Origin of the sequence: Aeromonas sp. Y293-4, assembly GCF_027705905.1 — a bacterium.
Taxonomy (GTDB): Bacteria; Pseudomonadota; Gammaproteobacteria; order Enterobacterales; family Aeromonadaceae; genus Aeromonas; species Aeromonas veronii.
In genome coordinates, this window is sequence record NZ_JAPDCI010000001.1 from 292205 (window position 1) to 313174 (window position 20970).

Genomic DNA, 20970 nt, shown 5'->3' on the forward strand with positions numbered 1-20970 from the left:
TTTCTACTCAGAATCCCCTATGTACCGCATCGGGGGTTCTGTATTTCAACGCATGATGCGGCCGCTCCGCGTTGTAAATATCCACTGCTTCACGCACCATTTCCCGCGCTTGCGTCAAATCCTGCGGGCTTTGCAACAATAACTCTCCTTTCAAAATCCCGTTCACCCGCTCCGCCAACGCATTCTGGTAACAGTCATACCCATCCGTCATCGAGCATTTCACCCCGTACCGTTCATGTAATGACTGATACACCCCCGAGCAATACTGCACGCCGCGGTCCGAGTGATGGATGAGTTCACCGCTGCCACACCGTTGCTTCAGTGCTTTCTTGAACGCCATCGCCACCGATTCGGCGTGCATCCCTTCGTGCACGTGATGGCCCACTATCTTGCGTGAGTACGCATCCGTTACAGCGGCCCGCTTTTGGCTGGCAGATAGGTGATATCTGCGACCCAGACCTGCTCCGGTGCCACCGGTGTGACCTGCTCTGGCCCCGCCTTGAGCAAGTTGGGATGACGGTAGAAACGGTGAAAACTGTGGGTGGTCTTGTGATACGCCCGCTTAGGCAGCACCAGCAGGCGGTGCTCGGCCAATATCTGAAACAGCCTGTCCCGCCCGACCTTGAGCCCGCCCTCATCCTGACCCTGCAGCAGATAATGCAGCTTGCGGGTGCCGACCCGAGGTTGTCGCAGTCGAACCTGACGCACGAAGCACACCACCTGTAGCCCTTGTGCATGGCGCTCGTCGGCGACCCGATTGCGCTTGTAGTAAGCCTGCCGGCTTATCCCCAGAAACAGGCAAGCCCTGACAATGGTCAGCCTCTCGACTTGCCGCTGCGAGAGGACTTGCCGGGTCGCTTTTTTATGATGGAGACGCCGTAGTCATTCTTCAGTACATCGACGACGGCCTCAAAAAACTGGGCCTTCTGACTCATCAGCGCCAGCTGTTGCTCAAGTTCCTTGATGCGCTGTTCGGGCGTCTGGTTGTCGGGGTCAGGCATGGTGATGCTCCTGCCGGCGCGCACAGAAGCCCCCTGGCTCCAATCTTGCCGACCATGTTTACGCAACCATACCAGAACGGTGGAGCGGCCCTGAATGCCATAACGCACCTGAGCCTGTTTGTAGGTGAGCTCGCCTTTTTCAATCTGCTCGACCAGTGCCAGTTTAAAAGTCAGCGAGTAATCGCGCTGTGTCCGTTTCACACCTTGTCCCATCGGGTTCTCCATTTATTGGGGGGAAAGGTGTAAACCATATTCAGGACGGGACACTGCGCAGCAAAAAGCCCGTCGTGATGACGGGCTTTTGTATGTTGCAGAGCCTAAATCGTGTTCGCTCCCTTCTCCCCTCGCGGGAGAAGGGCTGGGGATGAGGGGGAGAAGATATCTTCCTCACCCTGCTCTCCCGGAGGGAGAGTGCGCAAACTCACCGGCAAGATATGTGCTCTACCACCACCCCAACAGGTTGCGGCCTACCAGCGCCCCCCACACCAGGGCATTAAGGGCCAGCGCGATAAACACCGCAGCAGAGCCGAGATCCTTGGCACGGCCGGAGAGTTCGTGATGCTCGGAGCCAACCCTGTCTACCACAGCTTCAATGGCGGAGTTGAGGATCTCGACGATCACCACCAGCCAGCTGATGACGATAAGCAGCAGGATCTGGTTGAGAGAATCCCCCAGCCAGAAGGCAATTGGCATCAGCAACAGGATCAGCATCAGCTCCTGCCGAAACGCCGCCTCGTTAATCCAGGCTGACTTGAGCCCCTTCATGCTGTAACCGGTTGCGTTGATGATGCGGGTGACCCCGGTTGCCCCTGGCTTTGCCACGCTAACTACCTCATTTGGAATCGATTTTGGCCTCACATCCTATCAGAGCCCCCCAAGGTTTCAATCAGGGGACTTTTGCTTTATTTTATCTCTTTGCTTTTTCGCCCCTTGCGGCTGACACCACCCACTCGAGACTTGAGTTGTATGTCCATTCACACAGATGAATTGCGCACCCGTCGCCTGGAGTCACTGATCACTCCGAGCGAGCTTGCACACGCGTTTCCGATCACCGATACCATTGCCCAGAATCTGCTGGATGCCCGTCGCGAAGTGGAAGCCATTCTGGCCGGAGACGATCAGCGCCTGCTGGTCATTGTCGGCCCCTGCTCTATCCATGATCCCGCTGCTGCTCGCGAGTATGCCCAGCGCCTCAACGCCCTGCGCGAGCAGTATAAAGAGAGCCTCTGCATCGTGATGCGCACCTACTTCGAGAAACCGCGCACCATCGTCGGCTGGAAAGGGCTGATCAACGATCCGCGCCTCGATGGCAGCTTCGACGTCAACGAAGGGCTGAAACTGGCGCGCAAGCTGCTGGTCGATATCAATGAGCTCGGCATGCCAACCGCCACCGAATTCCTCGATATGGTGACCGGCCAGTATATTGCCGACCTCATCACTTGGGGCGCCATCGGCGCACGTACCACCGAGTCCCAGGTACACCGCGAGATGGCCTCCGCCCTCTCCTGCCCGGTTGGCTTCAAGAACGGCACCGACGGCAATACCCGCATCGCCATCGATGCGGTGCGTGCCGCCCGTCACAGCCACATCTTCTATTCGCCGGACAAAGACGGCAAGATGACCATCTACCGCACCGCCGGTAACCCCTTTGGTCATGTTATCCTGCGTGGCGGCCACCGCCCCAACTACGACACCGCCAGTGTCGATGAAGCATGTGAAGCGCTGGCCGATGTGGGCCTGCCGGAGCGTCTGGTGGTCGATTTCAGCCACGGCAACAGCATGAAGGATCACCGCCGTCAGCTGCTGGTGGCGCAAGATATCTGCGATCAGTTGCGCCGCGGCCGTACCGGCATCGCCGGCATCATGGCAGAAAGCTTCCTGGTGGAAGGGCGCCAGGATGTGGAGAACGGCTGCGCCGCCACCTTTGGCCAGAGCATCACCGATGCCTGCCTGTCATGGAGCGACACCGAAACCCTGCTGGCGATGCTGGCAGAGGCGGCGCAGGTGCGCCTGAGCAAACAGGCTTGAACTGCGAATAAAACCAAAGGGGCCAGTATTTTTGATACCGGCCCCTTCTTCTTGCTGTCGGCCGATGACGCTTCGCTATTCGACCCTACATGCGCCCTCTTTCCTGTACACCCTACTTACAAACTGGGCATAAACCACACGCGCCCCGCAGCTTCGATGCGGTCGGTGCGGATCTGGAATACCTGTGCCAGCAGCGCCTCATCCACCAGCTCGACACCCCCTTCGCGCACCACCGAGCCCTGTTGCAGGCAGAGAATGCGGTCGGCCCAGTCGATGGCCAGATTGATATCGTGGATGGCGAGCACCACCAGCAAGCCCTGCCCGGCCAAGGTTTTCAGCAACCGCAATAGCGCCAGCTGGTGATGCAGGTCGAGCCCCGCCAGCGGCTCGTCCAGCAGCAGCACCTTGCCGGTCGGATTGAGGCTCGGCCACACCTGCAGCAGGGTACGGGCAATCAGCACCCGCTGCTGCTCGCCCCCCGACAATCGGCTGAAATCCCGGGCCAACAAAGCCTCCAGCTCCAGTGCCTCGCACAGCGCCCTGATAGCCTCGTTTTGTGTGGCAGGCGCAACCCCTTGATCAAGACCCAGGCTCAGTACCTGAAACACCGGAATATGAAACAGCTGGGGCTGGCGCTGGGGCAGCATGGCGCGCCGTTTTGCCAGCGCTGGCCAGCTCAGGTCAGCGAGCATTTTCCCCCCAAGCAGCACTGTGCCATCGGCGGGTAAAATCCCCGCCAGCGCCCCGAGCAGAGTCGACTTGCCACTGCCATTGGGGCCGAGCAGCGCCACCAGCTGGCCGCCATGCCAGCGGATATCGAGGGGAGAGAGCCGTCCGGCAATGGCGAGCTCGCGCGCCTCCAGCAACGGCGCAACAGCACGAGAAGAAACCGGCATGGGATCAGCGGGTGACATCGGCATCTTGCCTCAACAACGGGTAAATAAGGAGACTGCGCGCCCCGACCAAATCATGCAGATATTCATGCAGCACCATCGGCAGTTTGCCTCAATAGCAGGTAGATAAAGAGCGGCGCCCCCACCGAGGCGGTGATGACGCCGATAGGCAACTCCCCCGCGCTCAGGGTGGATCGAGCAACCAGATCGGCCGCCAGCAGCAGGGCCCCGCCGCCAAGCGCCGAGGCAGGCAGCAGAAAGCGCTGATCGCTGCCACCGCAGAGCCGCAGCAGATGGGGCACCACCAACCCGACAAAACCGATAACACCACACAACGACACCGCCACACCGGTCAGCAGACAGACCGCCAGCACCAGCCGCACCCGCATCTTGTCGACATCCATCCCCATCAGGCGGGCCTGGGTCTCCCCCAACAACAACTGTTGCAGCGCCTTGCCCTGCCAGCAGAGCCAGCCCAGGGTGAGCGGCAGCACCAGCCACCACCAGCCGAACTGCTGGCTGCCGTAAGAGAGGCTGCCCATCATCCAGAACATGAATTCACGCAAGGAGCCATCGTCGGCAAAGTACATCAACCAGGTCATGGCGGCATTGGTAAGAATACCGATGGCGACGCCAAACAACAGCAAGCGAGCATGACCGAGACGAGCCCGGCGAGCCAGCCGAATGAGCAGCATGGTCACCAGCAGGGCGCCACCGAAGGCCGCCAGCGACAGCCCCCAGCCGGGCAGATAGAGGCCGAGGGACTTGGCCACCGCCATCGCCACCATGGCGGCAAGGCCTGCCCCGCTTGAAACGCCAAGCAACCCGGGCTCCGCCACCGGGTTGTGCAGCATCACCTGCAATACGGCGCCGCCACAGGCAAGGGCTGCGCCAGCCAAGAGGGCCAGCAAGGCACGCGGCAGACGCAGCTCCAGCAGGATGCGCTGTTCGAGATCGCCAAGGGACTGCCAGGGCAGCAGCACAAACTCGCCCCAGACGAGGGAGAAGAGAAACAGCAACAGGGTCAGCAGCGTCAAGCCACAGAGCCAGCGCCGCTGCCAGCGCTGTTGGCGGGCGATAAGGGAGAGGTACAAGGAGGATCCCCGAATAACAAGGCTTCCCCCCGGCCCTGTCGCAGCGCCGGGGGAGAAGCAGGAAAAGGGCATGATAACAGTGGCTTGCCACCCAAGGTCAAGGCTGGTAACGCTTGGCCATCACCCTTATCTCGCCGCTGGCCACCAGATTTTGCAGCGCCACCAGCAAGGGCTGGCGCAGCGACTGGTGAGGTGAGTGCTTGCTCATCCCCAGATAGAGGGTCACCGGCGTGGCGGGGCGATAGTCCGCCTTGCCTATCCGGCTGGCATTTCCCTGACTCAGGGCATAGTCCACCTGACAGTCGGTGCCAATCATCAGCGGCAGGTGGCCGCGCTGCACCATGCGCAGCAGCTGATCTTCGGTGGGTACTCCGTGCTTGTCGAGGCGGCTGTCACTGTTGAAGGGCTCAAAGTAGGCGGAGTTGAGCACATAGCCCACCTTCACCCCCTGCAGATCGCGGTATTGGTGGATCCGGGCCACATTGACCGGCTGACCATAAAACGCGGGCCAGCACTGATAGTAGGCAGGCTGCAGATAGTCGATGAACTGCGCCCGCTCGGCGGTATAGGCGAGACCAATCATCAGATCGACCTGGCCGGTCTGCATCTGCTTGAGCGCCCTGCCCCACGGCATCCGCCGTACCTGCAACTCAATGCCACTCGCCTGTTGCAACCGGCGCAGGATGCCCATGTCGAGCCCCTGCAACCGGCCATCCGCTTGCAGGATGCGAAATGGCGGCCACAGATCGGTGGCCACCGTCAGCGTCGGGGCCGCACGCACCGGCATGGCAAATAACAGTAACAACACTATCCCGCATAACTTGCCCATCCCGTCGCATACCTCGCACGGCTTATCCTGTTGGTTAAAAATACCCTCCCGCACCACGTATGAAAACCCGTGGTTCAGGGATAAAATGCGCCGGATTTTCAAGGAGAACCCTATGAACCCGATTTTCGCCAGTATCGGTCTGCTGCTCTGCAGCAACGTCTTTATGACCTTCGCCTGGTACGCTCACCTCAAGAGCATGAACCACAAACCATGGATCATTGCCGCCCTGGTGAGCTGGGGTATCGCCCTGTTCGAATACCTGCTGCAAGTGCCCGCCAACCGCATTGGCCATACGGTGATGAGCGTGGGCCAACTTAAAATCCTGCAAGAAGTGATCACACTCACCGTATTCGTCCCCTTCTCTATCTTCTATCTCAAGGAAGATCTGAAATGGGACTATCTCTGGGCAGGGCTCTGCATTCTCGGAGCGGTCTTTTTTGTCTTTCGCGAGAAACTGACCGGCGCCTGAGGCTGTACACTCAATATCATCCCGCTCATGACATCTCATTGATCGACGAGGCAAAAAATGGAATTGCGAGACATGTTACAGATCCTGGCCAAGCAGGATGGCTCAGACCTCTATCTGTCGACCGGCGCGCCCCCCTGCGCCAAGTTTAACGGCGGCCTGCGCCCCCTCAACGAAACGCCGCTGGAGCCGGGTGAAGTGGCGCGGATCGCCGCCGAGATCATGGATGGCGAGCAGAAACTGCAATTTGACAAGGAGCTGGAGATGAACCTCGCCATCTCCCTGCCCCAGATCGGCCGCTTTCGGGTCAACATCTTCAAGCAGCGCAACGAAGTCTCTCTGGTGGCCCGCAACATCAAGACCGAAATCCCCCGCTTTGAAGATCTCAAACTCCCACCTGTGCTGCTCGACACCATCATGGAGAAACGAGGCCTGGTGCTGTTTGTCGGCGGTACCGGCTCGGGTAAATCCACTTCGCTGGCGGCGCTTATCGACCATCGCAACCGCAACAGCGGTGGCCACATCATCACCATCGAGGATCCGGTGGAGTTCGTTCATCGCCACCGCAAGAGCATCATCAACCAGCGGGAGGTTGGCGTGGATACCCGCAGCTTCCACGCCGCCCTGAAAAACACCCTGCGTCAGGCGCCGGACGTCATTCTTATCGGCGAAATTCGCGATCGCGAGACCATGGAGCATGCGCTGGCCTTCTCCGAAACCGGCCACCTTGCCATCTCCACCCTGCACGCCAACAACGCCAACCAGGCGCTGGATCGCATCATCAACTTCTTCCCCGAGGAGCGCCGTCCACAACTGCTCAACGATCTGGGCAACAACCTCAAGGCCTTTGTCTCCCAACGGCTGGTGAAAACCACCGATGGCGGCCGCCGGGCCGCAGTGGAGATCATGCTCGGCACCCACACCATCCGCGACATGATCAAGCGCGGCGAATTTGGCGGCCTCAAAGAGGTGATGGAAAAGTCCAAAGCCCTCGGCATGGTCACCTTCGACAGTGCCCTGTTTGATCTGGTAGTGGAAGGGGTAATTGAGGAAGAAGAGGCGGTGAAAAACGCCGACTCGGCCAACAACCTGCGCCTCAAGATCAAGTTGTGGAAGGAGAAGGGGCAGATTGCCAGCAGCAGCGATGCCACCGGCTGGAGCCTCGAACCCACCAAGGACGAGAAGGGCGATTTTTTCTAACTAGCCCCTCGAGAACCTCGGGCCCGTCCGGGGTTCTCTTTATCCAGCACGGCTGACCCGACTTATCCCTCAGCTCACGCAGATCACAGCCAGTCAGCACCAACGGCGAACGCGCTGGCAATACGCCACATACTCGTCGCCAAAACGGGCGCGCAGCAGCCGCTCCTCCGGCATGATCTGGAAGAGGGTCAGCCAGGCCACCAGCACGATTGGCCCAACCCAGACCCAACTTCCACCGAGATAACAGCCCCAAGCGGCCAGCCAGCAGAGCAGCCCCAGATACATGGGATTGCGGCTGACACGATAGACGCCACAGGTCACCAGACGACTGGTGTGCTGAGGTTTGGTGGGGCTGACCGTGGTCTGGTGGTGACGAAACCGTTGCAGGGCACCAAATCCCATGATGGCCCCCGCCACGACCAGCACAGCCATCAGCGCCATTGCCCAGATGCCGGGCTGACTCTCCCCTCTTAGCCACCACATGGCCCCGGCACAGAGCAGGAAGATCAGCGGTGGTGGCAAACGTAACTCAAGATTGACCATTTTCTTCCCCTGACGAGTGTCGGCCGAACCCGTGTTGCGGTAGACTCCCAACCAGTCAGCGCCTGTTGAGAGTGACAAAGATCATAATAATAACAACAAGTTGTGGTTAAACCACCACCAATGTGGCCGACCCCGTCCAAACTATCCAACGCGAACAACAAAAAGGAATCACCATGCACAAGAAAACTCTGCTGGCTACCCTGATCTTCGGCCTGCTCGCGGGCCAAGCCGTTGCGGCTCCCTATCTGCCCCTTGCGACGGATCATCGCAACGGCCAGGAGCAAACCGCCAGCAACGCCTGGTTGGAAGTGGATCTGGGCGCCTTTGAACACAATATCCAGACCCTCAAGGATCGCCTCGGCGACAAGGGCCCGCAGATCTGCGCCATCATGAAGGCCGACGCTTATGGTCATGGCATCGACCTGCTGGTTCCCTCCGTGGTCAAGGCCAATATCCCCTGCATCGGCATCGCCAGCAACGAAGAGGCGCGCGTCGCCCGCGAGAAGGGCTTTACCGGCCGTCTGATGCGGGTGCGTGCTGCCACCCCGGATGAAGTAGAGCAGGCCCTGCCCTACAAGATGGAGGAGCTGATCGGCAGTCTGGTGAGTGCCCAGGGTATCGCCGATATCGCCCAGCGCCACCACACCACCATTCCGGTGCATATCGCGCTCAACTCCGCCGGCATGAGCCGCAACGGCATCGACCTGCGTCTGGCCGATGCCAAGCAGGATGCGCTGGCCATGCTCAAGCTCAAGGGGATCACCCCGGTCGGCATCATGACCCACTTCCCGGTGGAGGAGAAAGAGGACGTCAAGATGGGGCTGGCCCAGTTCAAACTGGACTCCCAGTGGCTGCTGGAAGCGGGCAAGCTGGATCGCAGCAAGATCACCATCCACGCCGCCAACTCCTTCGCCACTCTGGCCGTGCCGGACGCCTACTTCGACATGGTGCGCCCGGGCGGCCTGCTCTACGGTGACTCCATCCCCTCCCACACCGAATACAAGCGGGTGATGGCATTCAAAACCCAGGTCGCCTCGGTCAACCACTATGCAGCAGGCAACACCGTCGGTTATGACCGCACCTTTACTCTCAAGCGTGACTCCTGGCTCGCCAACCTGCCGCTGGGCTACTCCGACGGTTATCGCCGCGCCCTCAGCAACAAAGCCTATGTGCTGATCCAGGGTCAGAAGGTGCCGGTGGTCGGCAAGACCTCCATGAACACCATCATGGTGGATGTGACTGATCTGAAAGGGGTGAAACCCGGCGACGAGGTGGTGCTGTTTGGCCGTCAGGGTGAAGCCGAAGTGAAACAGGCGGATCTGGAGGAGTACAACGGCGCCCTGCTGGCGGACATGTACACCATCTGGGGCTACACCAACCCCAAAAAGATCAAACGCTGATCACGCGATATGAAAAAGGGCTCCCGCGGGAGCCCTTGTTGTTATTGCTTCATTGTCTGCCGCGCTCAAGCGGCCTTTTTACGGGTCACAAACAGACTCAGCCCCATGGATGCCAGCAAGATCAACGCGACTACGCCCAGTGCTATGCCGGTCGGGATCTTGAAGATATCCAGCAGCAGCATCTTGACCCCGATAAACATCAGGATCAGCGCCAGACCGTATTTGAGCAGGGCGAAGCGATCAGCCACACCGGCCAGCAGGAAGTACATGGCACGCAGACCCATGATGGCGAAGATGTTGGAGGTCAGCACGATGAAGGGATCCGTGGTCACCGCGAAGATGGCCGGGATACTGTCCACCGCAAAGATAAGATCGCTCACCTCCACCAGCACCAGGATCAGCAGCAGCGGGGTGGCATAGCGCACACCGTCACGCCAGACGAAGAACTTCTCCCCTTCCAGGGTCTCGGTCACCTTGAAGCGACGGCGCATCCAGCCCAGCAACGGGTTGTTGGCGAGATCAGGCTCCTTGTCGGCCGCCCACAGCATCTTGGCACCGGTCAGCAGCAGGAAAGCGCCGAACAGATAGAGGATCCAGTGGAACTGCTCGATGAGCCAGCTGCCCGCGAACACCATACCGGCACGCATCACGATGGCCCCCAGCACCCCGTAGAGCAGCACCCGGCGCTGCAGCTCGGCCGGAATGGCAAAGTAGCCGAACAGCATCAGCCAGACGAAGACGTTGTCCACTGCCAGCGCTTTCTCGATGAGGTAGCCGGTGAGGAACTCCAGTCCCTTCTGGTTGGCGATTTCACGGCCCGCGCTGTGATCCAGCCAGAGCCAGATAGCCAAGTTGAAGAGCAGGGCCACGCTGACCCAGATGAGAGACCAGACACCCGCCTCTTTGAGGGACACCTTGTGTGACTTGCCGCCACCGACAAAGCGTATGTCTATCCATAACAGGACCAGCACTATGCTGAAGAAACCGGTCCACATCCACCATTCACCCATGTTCACTTCTCCCAAAAACGACAAAACCCACGACCGAGAGGCGTGGGTTTGCGTTTGGAGCAGATACACCTTGCCTCTCGGCAAGGTCTCACTTACAGCTGATTTGCATCAACTGCCCGGCTGCCGGGTGCACTGCAGGAAATGGGTGCACCGTAATGACGACAAACCGGCGAGAAGTTACTCCCCTTGTTGCGCGGATAGTAGCAGCGGTAAATGATAACGCCAAGAGGCATCTTCACTGCCGCCAGAAATAAATCGGGGCCCCATCAAGGAGCCCCACAAGCAGGTTCAACACATCCCCATCAGAGCGGGTCGACCTTGAGGCAGGAGACCGCGTGATCGAAGTTCCCCTCCAGCACTGGGCGGGTCTTGGCACACTCGGGGCCAGCCACCGGGCAGCGGGTGCGGAACACGCAGCCTGACGGAGGATTCATCGGTGAGGGCAAATCCCCCTCCAGGATCTGGATCACCTTGTTGCGCTCCAGCTCAGGGTCCGGGATCGGCACCGCTGACATCAGCGCCTTGGTGTAAGGATGCAGCGGGTTGGCGAAGATCTCCTTGCGGGTCCCCAGCTCGACGGCGTTACCCAGATACATCACCAGCACCCGATCGGAGATATGCTTGACCACCGACAGGTCGTGGGCGATGAAGATAAGCGACAGCCCCATCTCCTTTTGCAGGGATTTGAGCAGGTTGACCACCTGCGCCTGAATGGATACGTCAAGCGCCGAGACCGGCTCGTCACAGATGATCATCTTGGGCTCGAGGATCAGTGCCCGGGCAATCCCGATCCGCTGGCACTGACCGCCGGAGAACTCGTGCGGATAGCGGTTGACCAGGTTGGGCAACAGCCCCACCTTGCTCATCATGGCACGCACCTTCTCCTTCACCTCTTCCCGTGGCAGGTTGGGGTAGAAGGTGATGAGCGGCTCGGCAATGATGTCGCCGATGGTCATGCGCGGGTTCAGGGAGGCCAGCGGATCCTGGAAAATCATCTGGATCTCTTTGCGCTTCTCGCGCAGGGCATTCTGATCGAGCTTGGTGAGATCGTCACCCAGCCACACCACCTTGCCATCGGTGGCCGGTACCAGACCGATGATGGCGCGGGCAAAGGTGGACTTGCCGCAGCCGGATTCACCCACCACGCCGAGGGTCTCCCCCTCATAGAGACGCAAGGTCACGCCATCGACTGCTTTCAGATCAGACGGCTTGGCCCAGGGCCACGCCTTGCCACTCTTTATACTGAAGTGGACCTTGAGGTCAGACACTTCCAACAGCAATTTTTTGTCGGCACCCATTTAGTTGGCCCCCTTGTTCATGGCATCCGAAACCCAGTGGCAAGCACGCTCCCGGCCGTCGTTGAACGGGGTCAGGATCGGTGACTGCTGGCCGCAAATTTCGCTGACCCGGTGGCAACGCTCCTGGAAGGGGCAGCCGGTCGGCAGACGCAGCAGGTTGGGCGGATTGCCCGGGATGGTGGGCAGCACTTCCCCTTCGGTATCGAGACGAGGAATGGCGCGCAGCAGGCCTTCGGTGTAGGGGTGGCTTGGGCGATAGAAGATATCGTCTACTTTGCCGTACTCCATGGTACGACCGGCATACATCACCAGCACCTTGTTGCAGATACCGGCGACCACGCCAAGGTCATGGGTGATCATGATGATGGCGGTGTTGAACTCGCGCTTGAGCTCGTTCATCAGAGTCATGATCTGGGCCTGTACGGTCACGTCGAGTGCGGTAGTCGGTTCGTCGGCGATCAGCAGTTGCGGCCGGCAGAGCAGTGCCATGGCGATCATCACCCGCTGACGCATGCCGCCGGAGAACTCGTGGGGATACATGCCCATCCGCTTGCGTGCTTCAGGAATTTTGACCGCATCGAGCATCCGTACCGACTCTTCGAACGCTTCCGCCTTGCTCACCCCTTTGTGCAGCATCAGCACTTCCATCAGCTGATCCTGCACCTTCATGTAGGGGTTGAGCGAGGTCATCGGGTCCTGGAAGATCATGGCGATCTTCTCGGAGCGGATCTTGTTGAGCTTGGACTCCGGCAGGTTGAGGATCTCCTCACCCTGAAACTTGGCGGAACCGGTAATAATGCCGTTTTTGGCCAGCAACCCCATGATGGCAAAGGCCGTCTGGGATTTGCCGGAGCCGGACTCGCCGACGATCCCCAGGGTTTCACCGGCAGAAAGGGAGAAGTTGAGGTCGTTGACCGCCACCACATTGCCGTCCGGGGTCTTGAACTCGACCCGCAGATCTTTCACATCCAGTAACTTCATATAAAAACTCCTTATCGATCTTTCGTGATGCTTTCCTGTCGATCCGATGCTCGATTAACGATCTTTCGGATCGAGGGCGTCACGCAGACCATCCCCGAGGAAGTTGAAGCAAAACAGGGTTACCACCATAAAGCAGGCGGGGAACAACAGTTGCCAGATGGCCACTTCCATCGACTTGGAGCCTTCATCCAGCAGGGCACCCCAGCTGGTCATCGGTTCCTGAACCCCAAGGCCCAGGAAACTCAGGAAGGATTCAAACATGATCATCCCCGGCACCAGCAAGGTGGCGTAGACGGCCACGATACCGAGTACGTTCGGTACGATGTGACGGGTGATGATCTTCCACTTGGAGACGCCACAGACGTGGGCTGCCTCGATAAACTCCTTGCTCTTGAGGCTCAGGGTCTGGCCGCGCACGATACGCGCCATGTCGAGCCAGCTCACCGCCCCGATGGCGATAAAGATGAGTGCCAGATTGCGGCCAAAGAAGGTGACCAGCATGATGACAAAGAACATGAAGGGGAAGGCGTTGAGGATCTCCAGTACCCGCATCATCAGGCTGTCGACCCGCCCGCCGATAAAACCGGAGGCTGCGCCATACAAAGTACCGATGATGACCGCCACCATGGCGCCCATGATGCCGACCATCAGGGAGATGCGACCGCCCAGCAGGGTGCGCACGAACAGATCGCGCCCCAGACTGTCGGTTCCGAAGTAGTGACCCGCCTCCATATCAGGCGGCGACTGCATGGCGCCCCAGTCCGGATCGTCAAAGGTGTATTGGGACAGATGGGGGCCAAAGATGACCGCCAGACCGATGATGGTCAGAATGATCAGGCTGGTCAGGGCCGCCTTGTTGCGCAGGAAACGGCGACGGGCATCCTTCCACAGGGAGCGTCCCTCCACCACTTCCACTTTTTGCGCGAACGCCTCGATGGCATCGCGTTTTTCAGTTGAAACAACCATGATGAACTCCCGAATTAGTAACGGATCTTGGGATCGATAAAGGCGTAGAGAATATCGACCACAGCGTTAAAGGTGATGGTGAGGGCGCCGACCAGAATGGTCAGACCGAGCACCATGGAGTAATCACGGTTAAGGGCACCGTTGACGAACAGCTGACCGATCCCCGGCAGGCCGAAGATGGTCTCGATCACCACGGAACCTGTGATGATGCCGACAAAGGCCGGGCCCAGATAGGAGACCACCGGCAGCATGGCCGGACGCAGTGCGTGTTTCAGGATGATGTGGCGCAGCGGCAAACCCTTGGCACGGGCGGTACGGATGAAGTTGGAGTTCATGGTCTCGATCATGCTGCCCCGCATGATCCGCGAGATGGCAGAGATGTAGTACATCATCATGCCGAACACCGGCAGCACCATAAACTGGATGCCACCCCCCTGCCATCCACCGGCAGGGAACCAGCCAAGATGAATACTGAAGAACAGCACCAACAAGGGCGCCAGCACAAAGCCCGGGATCACCACCCCGGCCATGGCCGACGACATCAGTAGATAGTCGATGATGGTGTTCTGTTTCAGTGCCGCTATGGTGCCGAAGGTGACCCCCAGCAGCACGGCGAAGAAGAAGGCCGTGGTCCCGATCTTGGCGGAAACAGGCAGCGCCTGACTCACCAGATCATTGACGGTGAAATCTTTGTATTTGAAAGAGGGGCCCAAATCACCCTGCACCAGGTTGCCCAGGTAGGTGAGATATTGCATGCCAATGGGTTTGTCGAGCCCGTATTTGGCCTCGATGTTGGCGATGACTTCGGGGGGCAGTGAACGCTCGCTGGTAAAGGGGTTACCCGGGGCGAAACGCATCATGAAGAAAGAGACGGTGATCAAGACCAGCAGAGTCGGGATCGCTTCCAATAGCCGTTTAAAAATGAATTTCAACATAGACATTTCCTGTCCTGTACTGCTTCCAAATGGTCGCGGTTGTAATAAAGGCCCACCGTCCGGCGGGCCCTGCTTGTTATGCGACTTGTTGCTTTAAATCAGTGAGCAATGATGTACATATCTTTGCTGTAGAGGTTATCCAGCGGGTTGGCCGGGTAGCCACCCACATAGGATTTCACCATGCGCGGAGTAACGTATTGATAGATAGGGGCGATCGGCATGTCCTTGGCAAGGATGGCCTCAGCCTGGGCATAGATCTTGTTGCGGGCCACATCGTCAACCTGATCGCGAGACTCATCCATCAGCTTGTCATACTCCGGATTAGAGTACTTGCCGTCGTTGGTGCCGTGGGTGGTCTGCATCAGATCCAGCATGGAGGAGGCTTCGTTGTAGTCAGCGTTCCAGCCGGCACGAGCTACTTCAAACTGCCCCTGTTTCTTGGTTTCCAGGTAAGTTTTCCACTCCTGGTTGACCAGGCTCACCTGCACACCCAGCTTCTTCCACATGGAGGCCACGGCCACGGCCACTTTCTTGTGGTTGTCGTCGGTGTTGTAGAGCAGTTCGAGCTTGAGCGGCTTGCTGGCATCGAAACCGGCTTCTTTCAACATAGCTTTCGCTTTGGTATCACGCTCGGCCTGGGTCATCTTCGACCAATCGGCGACCACTGGCTTAAAACCATCCACATAGTCTGGGGTCAGACCGTAAGCCGGAGTCTGGCCCTGACCCATTACCTTGTCGGCGATCACATCACGATCGATGGCGTAGGAGAGCGCAGTACGGACACGCACATCGTCAAACGGTTTGTGCTTGAAGTTGAATTGGTAATAGTAAGTGGACACCAAGCCGGTCACCTTCAGCTCATTCGGGTAATCCTTCTTGAGCTGCTTGAAACGTTCGATAGGAGTGGTGTAAGTCAGATCCACCTCACCCGCCAGATAGCGGCTCAGATCGGCGTTGGTAGACTGGATCGGCAAATAGACCACTGTATTGATCACTGTCTTGCCGTCGTCCCAGTAATTCTTGTTGCGCTCAAGCTCTATCCGCTCGTTGACCACCCATTTCTTCAGCACATAGGCACCATTGGATACCATATTCTCCGGCTGGGTCCACTTGTCACCAAACTGCTCGACTACCTTTTTCGGTACCGGATAGGTGGTGGTGTGGGAGAGCATGCTGACGAAGTAAGGGATGGCTTTCTCAAGCTGCACTTCGAAGGTGTAGTCGTCGGTCGCCTTCACACCCAGCGTATCAGCGGGTTTCTTGCCAGCGATAATATCGGTGGCGTTGGCGATAGTCGGCATCTCCAGATACCAGGAGTAAGGAGAGGCTGTCTTCGGATCAACGGCACGCTGGAAAGCAAAAACGAAATCGTGGGCAGTGACCGGGTCACCGTTGGACCACTTGGCATCTTTGCGCAGATGGAAGACGTAGTGCTTGTTATCCTTGGTTTCCCAGGATTCTGCTACGCCAGGCAGTACTTCACCCTTGGGACCAGAAAGTACCAGACCCTCGAACAGGTCACGAAGAATATTGGATTCGACCGTTCCTTCGGTCTTGTGCGGGTCAAGGGTCGCAGGCTCGGAGCCGTTGCCTTTTACCAGTTGCTGGACTTCAGCCAGCTTGGTTCCCGCCGGGACATCGGCAGCCTGAGCCACATTGACGCCACCAAACAGTGCAGCCACCAGCAATGTGTTAATCATTGTTTTTTTATGAGTCATTTCCCTACTCCAACAAGAACATTCCATGCGTTTTTTAAAGTGACGGGGTTAAAACCCGCTCCCAGCATAATTCCCTGCCAATTCCGATAATGCAACAGATATTGTCAGGGTAATCGTCATTTTCTGGTTAAAAAATCAGCTAACGTGCGCTTTTTCAGTATTAAAACACCAGCAAAGCGCTCGTTTTTCACACAAACGACCGATTCTAGAAAAGACCGGGCAAAAAGCAACCAATAAAAAGCCGGTCACGAGGACCGGCTTTCATAAAGCGGAGCTGGCTCACATCAGGCTGGGGAAAACCCCCTTGATACCGGCCACCATGATCTCGATACCCAGCGACATCATGATAAGACCCATGATACGGGTCACCACGTTGATGCCGGTGTTGCCCATGATCTTGAACAGCAGCGGCGCGGCGCGGAAGATGAGCCAGGAGCAGAAGGAGAAGACCACGACAACCACTGACATGCCGAGCAGTTGCTGCCAGTGGCTCTGGCTGGCATAGACAATCACCGAGGAGATGGCTCCTGGGCCCGCCATCAGCGGCAGCGCCAGCGGTACCACGGCGATAGACTCGCGCACCGCCAGTTCACCCTTCTCCTGTTTGTTGTGCTTCACCTCGCCCAGCTTGCCCTGCAGCATCGACCAGGCAATCAGGGTAATCAGCGACCCACCGGCGATCCTGAACGATGCCAGCGAGATGCCAAACCCATCGAGGATCAACTGCCCCATATACATGGAGACCAACAGGATCACCATCACCGCGATATTGGCGGTGGTATTGGTTTTCATCCGCTCGGCCTGGGTATGGTGGCTGGTCAGGCTGACAAACACCGGCAACAAACCAAGCGGGTTGATAATTGCGAACAAACCGACAAAAAACTTCAGATACAACGAGACGTCAATTGCTGCCATAGGCGCCTTCCAATAGAGTTTCGGGCCCAGCGGGCCAGTCCATTAATTTCGTGCGTAAATTTACATCATAGCCAGAGTGGGTACCAATCAAATAATCTCACCATTTTGAGGGTTTTTTAGTTAGTTCATCTAATGCATCCGCGCTAACTGGCATAAACCGATGCCAAAAGCCCTTTCTACCGCCCGACACGCGCCAGAAAAGTGAGCGCAACCCTGCTTAATCATGACCAGAGAGTCCGACGATGACAGACCGAATGACCAAGCGACTCGAGAGAATCCAGGCTTTGCCTTTCCACTATTTCAGGCCAGACATCACTTCATTGACTCGGCAAGAGAGCCACAATGCAAAAACCGGGAAAGGGGGCAGAAATGGCCCCCTTGGGGAATAAAGCGGATTAGTCATGGATTAAAACAACAATCATTTTTGCAACAAACGCTGGAATAAAGTGCGTTTGTCGGTGATTTTGAAACCAATTCACTCATATTTGCTAACCTATACCGCCAAAATAGCTCTGCAATCCTATGACCAAGTGCAATTAACCACTTGATAAATGTGGTTTATTACCCTGCGTTAACAAGTCTCTCACCTTTCCCTTTGATGCACATTCCGATAACATCAGTCAAACAAGGATTGTGAAATAAAATTTCTTTTGTTCTTTTGTTACACATGATCCAGATCAAGTTTTTCTGAGTCAGCCCCGCTCTATAATCGACTCAGAAAGCGATTTAGTAAGGCATGTGAAAAAGCTGTTGCAACGATACCGTCTTGACAGGGCGACTATAATTGCCGGGCATTGCCAACGTCTTACTAAACAGTTTTCAAATAATCAGGAGATAAACATGGCAGTAACCAATTTGGCTGAACTGGATGCACTGGTCGCCCGCGTTAAGGAAGCCCAGCGTGAATTCGCCAGCTTCTCTCAAGAGCAGGTAGACAAGATCTTCCGTGCCGCCGCCCTGGCCGCCAACAACGCCCGTATCCCCCTGGCCCAGATGGCCGTGGAAGAATCCGGTATGGGTATCATCGAAGACAAGGTTATCAAGAACCACTTTGCCTCCGAATACATCTACAACAAGTACAAAGACGAGAAGACCTGCGGCATTCTGAGCGAAGATGATCAGATGGGTACCATCACCATCGCCGAGCCGGTAGGTATCATCTGTGGTATCGTTCCGACCACCAACCCGACCTCCACTGCGATCTTCAAATCCATGATCGCGCTCAAGACCCGCAACGCCATCATCTTCTCCCCGCACCCCCGCGCCAAGAACTCCACCAATACCGCTGCCAAGCTGGTACTGGATGCAGCTGTTGCCGCTGGTGCGCCGAAAGACATCATCGGCTGGATCGACCAACCGTCTGTTGAGCTCTCCAACGCCCTGATGAAGCACGAAGACATCAACCTGATCCTGGCCACCGGTGGCCCGGGCATGGTGAAAGCAGCCTACTCTTCCGGTAAGCCTGCTATCGGTGTCGGTGCCGGTAACGTGCCTATCGTTATCGACGAAACCGCCGATGTTAAGCGTGCCGTTGCCTCCATCCTGATGTCCAAGACTTTCGATAACGGCGTGGTCTGTGCTTCCGAGCAGGCAGTCATCGTTGTTGATGCCATCTACGACCAAGTTAAAGAGCGCTTTGCATCCCACAAGGGCCACGTGCTCTCCAAAGAAGATGCTGACAAGGTACGTAAAGTCATCCTGATCAACGGTGCCCTGAACGCCAACATCGTTGGTCAGCCAGCCACCAAGATTGCCGAGATGGCAGGCGTGACTGTACCGGCTGATACCAAGATCCTGATCGGTGAAGGCGTCAAGCTGTGTGCAGAAGATGAGTTTGCTCACGAGAAATTGTCCCCGCTGCTCGGTATGTTCCGTGCTAGCAGCTTCGAAAACGCCGTTGATATGGCCTGTGACATGGTCAACATCGGTGGTATCGGCCACACCTCCGGTCTGTACACCGACCAGGACCGCAACGCTGACCGCATCAAGTACTTCGGCGACAAGATGAAGACCGCGCGTATCCTGATCAACACTCCGTCTACCCAAGGCGGTATCGGTGACCTGTACAACTTCGCAATGGCACCGTCCCTGACCCTGGGTTGCGGCTCCTGGAGCGGTAACTCCATCTCCGAAAACGTGGGTCCGAAGCACCTGATCAACAAGAAGACAGTCGCAAAACGGGCAGAAAACATGCTGTGGCACAAACTTCCGAAATCCATCTACTTCCGTCGTGGTTCCCTGCCGATCGCTCTGAGCGACCTGGAAGGTAAAAAGCGTGCCATGGTCGTGACCGACCGCTTCCTGTTCAACAACGGCTACGCCGATGAACTGGTCAGCCTGCTCAAAGCACAGAATATGGAAGTGGAAGTGTTCTACGAAGTAGAAGCTGACCCGACCCTGGCTGTGGTTCGCAAGGGTGCCGAGATGGCCAACTCCTTCAAACCGGACGTTATCCTGGCGCTGGGCGGTGGTTCACCGATGGATGCGGCCAAGATCATGTGGGTAATGTACGAGCACCCGAACACCGCGTTCGAAGATCTGGCCATGCGCTTTATGGATATCCGCAAGCGTATCTACAAGTTCCCGAAAATGGGCGTGAAGGCCGAACTGGTCTGTATCACCACCACTTCCGGTACCGGCTCTGAAGTCACTCCGTTTGCGGTAGTAACCGATGAAGTGTCTGGTCAGAAGTATCCGCTGGCTGACTACGAGCTGACCCCGAACATGGCCATCGTTGATGCCAACCTGGTCATGGGCATGCCGAAGTCCCTGTGTGCCTTCGGTGGTATCGATGCCGTGACTCACGCCATGGAAGCCTATGTTTCCGTACTGGCTAACGAGTACTCCGACGGCCAGGCGCTGCAAGCCCTGAAAATGCTGAAAGAGTACCTGCCGTCCAGCTACCAGAACGGTGCCAACGACCCGATCGCTCGTGAGAAGGTGCACAATGCTGCCACCATCGCCGGTATCGCGTTTGCCAACGCCTTCCTGGGTGTGTGCCACTCCATGGCTCACAAACTGGGTGCCGAGTTCCACATTCCGCACGGTCTGGCTAACGCCCTGCTGATCAGCAACGTCATCCGCTACAACGCAAACGACAACCCGACCAAGCAGACTGCGTTCTCCCAGTACGACCGTCCGCAGGCTCGTCGTCGTTACGCCGAAGTCGCTGACCACCTGGGTCTGACTGCTGCCGGTGACCGCACCGCCGCCAAGATCGAGAAGCTGCTGACCTGGCTGGACGAGCTGAAGGCGACCCTGGGTATCCCGGCCTCTATCCGCGAAGCTGGCGTGACTGAAGCTGACTTCCTGGCCAAGGTTGACCAGCTGGCTATCGAAGCTTTCGATGACCAGTGCACCGGCGCCAACCCGCGCTACCCGCTGATCAGCGAGCTGAAGCAGGTTCTGCTGGACTCCTACTACGGTCGTCCGTTCACCGAAGCCGCTCCGGTAACTGCTGCCCCGGTTGAAGCCAAGGTTGAAGGCAAGAAGAAATCCAAGGCCTGATAACCAGTCCTGAGATAACAAGCCCGCGCACTGCGCGGGCTTTTTTTATCTGCCACTTATCACAGAGCTCCTCTCTCCAGCCGATTGCGGTAGTGCAGCCCCTAACTTCCCAACCAACCAACCAACCAACCAACCAACCAACCAACCAACCAACCAACCAACCAACCAACCAACCAACCAACCAAC

General features: G+C 57.6%; 17 protein-coding genes and 1 pseudogene. 5 read left to right on the forward strand and 13 right to left on the reverse strand.

The features are described 5' to 3' along the window. Nucleotides 1–7: 7 nt before the first annotated feature. Both OKC31_RS01235 and OKC31_RS01240 read right to left on the reverse strand, forming a co-directional pair. Nucleotides 8–1214, reverse strand: a pseudogene (locus OKC31_RS01235) (IS3 family transposase). A gap of 228 nt (nt 1215–1442) precedes the next feature. After that, the gene (locus tag OKC31_RS01240) at nt 1443–1823 is read right to left on the reverse strand and encodes a diacylglycerol kinase (RefSeq protein WP_270656002.1); all 381 of its coding nucleotides are present in this window, start codon (nt 1821–1823) and stop codon (nt 1443–1445) included. A 144-nt stretch (nt 1824–1967) separates the two neighbouring features. Between OKC31_RS01240 and OKC31_RS01245 the strand changes: the two genes are divergently transcribed. Further along, nucleotides 1968–3029, forward strand: a complete 1062-nt coding sequence (locus OKC31_RS01245) for a 3-deoxy-7-phosphoheptulonate synthase (protein ID WP_150997425.1) — start codon at nt 1968–1970, stop codon at nt 3027–3029. Between the two features lie 116 nt (nt 3030–3145). Here the strand turns inward: OKC31_RS01245 and OKC31_RS01250 are convergent, their stop codons facing one another. The 3 genes from OKC31_RS01250 to OKC31_RS01260 all read right to left on the reverse strand — a co-directional run bounded on the left by OKC31_RS01250 (nt 3146) and on the right by OKC31_RS01260 (nt 5845). Next, nucleotides 3146–3943: an ATP-binding cassette domain-containing protein gene (locus tag OKC31_RS01250; protein ID WP_270656112.1), complete on the reverse strand. Its 798-nt coding sequence runs from the start codon at nt 3941–3943 to the stop codon at nt 3146–3148. A gap of 65 nt (nt 3944–4008) precedes the next feature. Then, nucleotides 4009–5016, reverse strand: a complete 1008-nt coding sequence (btuC, locus tag OKC31_RS01255) for a vitamin B12 ABC transporter permease BtuC (RefSeq protein ID WP_158109343.1) — start codon at nt 5014–5016, stop codon at nt 4009–4011. Nucleotides 5017–5113: 97 nt separating this feature from the next. Then, nucleotides 5114–5845: a substrate-binding periplasmic protein gene (locus tag OKC31_RS01260; RefSeq protein WP_270656003.1), complete on the reverse strand. Its 732-nt coding sequence runs from the start codon at nt 5843–5845 to the stop codon at nt 5114–5116. A gap of 112 nt (nt 5846–5957) precedes the next feature. Here OKC31_RS01260 and OKC31_RS01265 point away from each other — a divergent pair, with 112 nt between their 5' ends. Both OKC31_RS01265 and tapW read left to right on the forward strand, forming a co-directional pair. Continuing rightward, on the forward strand, nt 5958–6314 hold the full coding sequence (locus tag OKC31_RS01265) for a DMT family protein (protein WP_005353120.1): 357 nt from the start codon (nt 5958–5960) through the stop codon (nt 6312–6314). A 57-nt stretch (nt 6315–6371) separates the two neighbouring features. Beyond that, on the forward strand, nt 6372–7511 hold the full coding sequence (gene tapW, locus OKC31_RS01270; RefSeq protein WP_019446654.1) for a type IVa pilus ATPase TapW: 1140 nt from the start codon (nt 6372–6374) through the stop codon (nt 7509–7511). Nucleotides 7512–7604: 93 nt separating this feature from the next. Here tapW and OKC31_RS01275 read toward each other — a convergent pair whose 3' ends face one another. Beyond that, the gene (locus OKC31_RS01275) at nt 7605–8054 is read right to left on the reverse strand and encodes a methyltransferase family protein (protein WP_201973993.1); all 450 of its coding nucleotides are present in this window, start codon (nt 8052–8054) and stop codon (nt 7605–7607) included. Between the two features lie 173 nt (nt 8055–8227). On the opposite strand from OKC31_RS01275, the gene alr reads away from it, so the two are divergent. After that, a complete protein-coding gene (gene alr / locus OKC31_RS01280; protein ID WP_042056513.1) occupies nt 8228–9454 on the forward strand; it encodes an alanine racemase in 1227 nt (408 codons plus the stop codon). Between the two features lie 65 nt (nt 9455–9519). Here the strand turns inward: alr and OKC31_RS01285 are convergent, their stop codons facing one another. The 7 genes from OKC31_RS01285 to OKC31_RS01315 all read right to left on the reverse strand — a co-directional run bounded on the left by OKC31_RS01285 (nt 9520) and on the right by OKC31_RS01315 (nt 17277). Next, nucleotides 9520–10464: a TerC family protein gene (locus OKC31_RS01285; protein WP_005337664.1), complete on the reverse strand. Its 945-nt coding sequence runs from the start codon at nt 10462–10464 to the stop codon at nt 9520–9522. Between the two features lie 302 nt (nt 10465–10766). Continuing rightward, entirely contained in the window at nt 10767–11762 is a 996-nt protein-coding gene (gene oppF / locus OKC31_RS01290; RefSeq protein ID WP_005337666.1) for a murein tripeptide/oligopeptide ABC transporter ATP binding protein OppF, read from the reverse strand. Beyond that, nucleotides 11763–12743: an ABC transporter ATP-binding protein gene (locus OKC31_RS01295; protein ID WP_005337668.1), complete on the reverse strand. Its 981-nt coding sequence runs from the start codon at nt 12741–12743 to the stop codon at nt 11763–11765. It lies immediately after the preceding gene. A 54-nt stretch (nt 12744–12797) separates the two neighbouring features. Continuing rightward, the gene (gene oppC, locus OKC31_RS01300; protein ID WP_019446650.1) at nt 12798–13709 is read right to left on the reverse strand and encodes an oligopeptide ABC transporter permease OppC; all 912 of its coding nucleotides are present in this window, start codon (nt 13707–13709) and stop codon (nt 12798–12800) included. A 14-nt stretch (nt 13710–13723) separates the two neighbouring features. Beyond that, nucleotides 13724–14644, reverse strand: a complete 921-nt coding sequence (gene oppB / locus OKC31_RS01305) for an oligopeptide ABC transporter permease OppB (protein WP_005337672.1) — start codon at nt 14642–14644, stop codon at nt 13724–13726. A 98-nt stretch (nt 14645–14742) separates the two neighbouring features. Further along, entirely contained in the window at nt 14743–16362 is a 1620-nt protein-coding gene (locus OKC31_RS01310) for an ABC transporter substrate-binding protein (RefSeq protein WP_120413955.1), read from the reverse strand. Between the two features lie 279 nt (nt 16363–16641). After that, entirely contained in the window at nt 16642–17277 is a 636-nt protein-coding gene (locus OKC31_RS01315; RefSeq protein WP_005337678.1) for a YchE family NAAT transporter, read from the reverse strand. Nucleotides 17278–18117: 840 nt separating this feature from the next. Here OKC31_RS01315 and adhE point away from each other — a divergent pair. Continuing rightward, entirely contained in the window at nt 18118–20784 is a 2667-nt protein-coding gene (adhE, locus tag OKC31_RS01320; protein WP_019446648.1) for a bifunctional acetaldehyde-CoA/alcohol dehydrogenase, read from the forward strand. Nucleotides 20785–20970 lie beyond the last annotated feature (186 nt).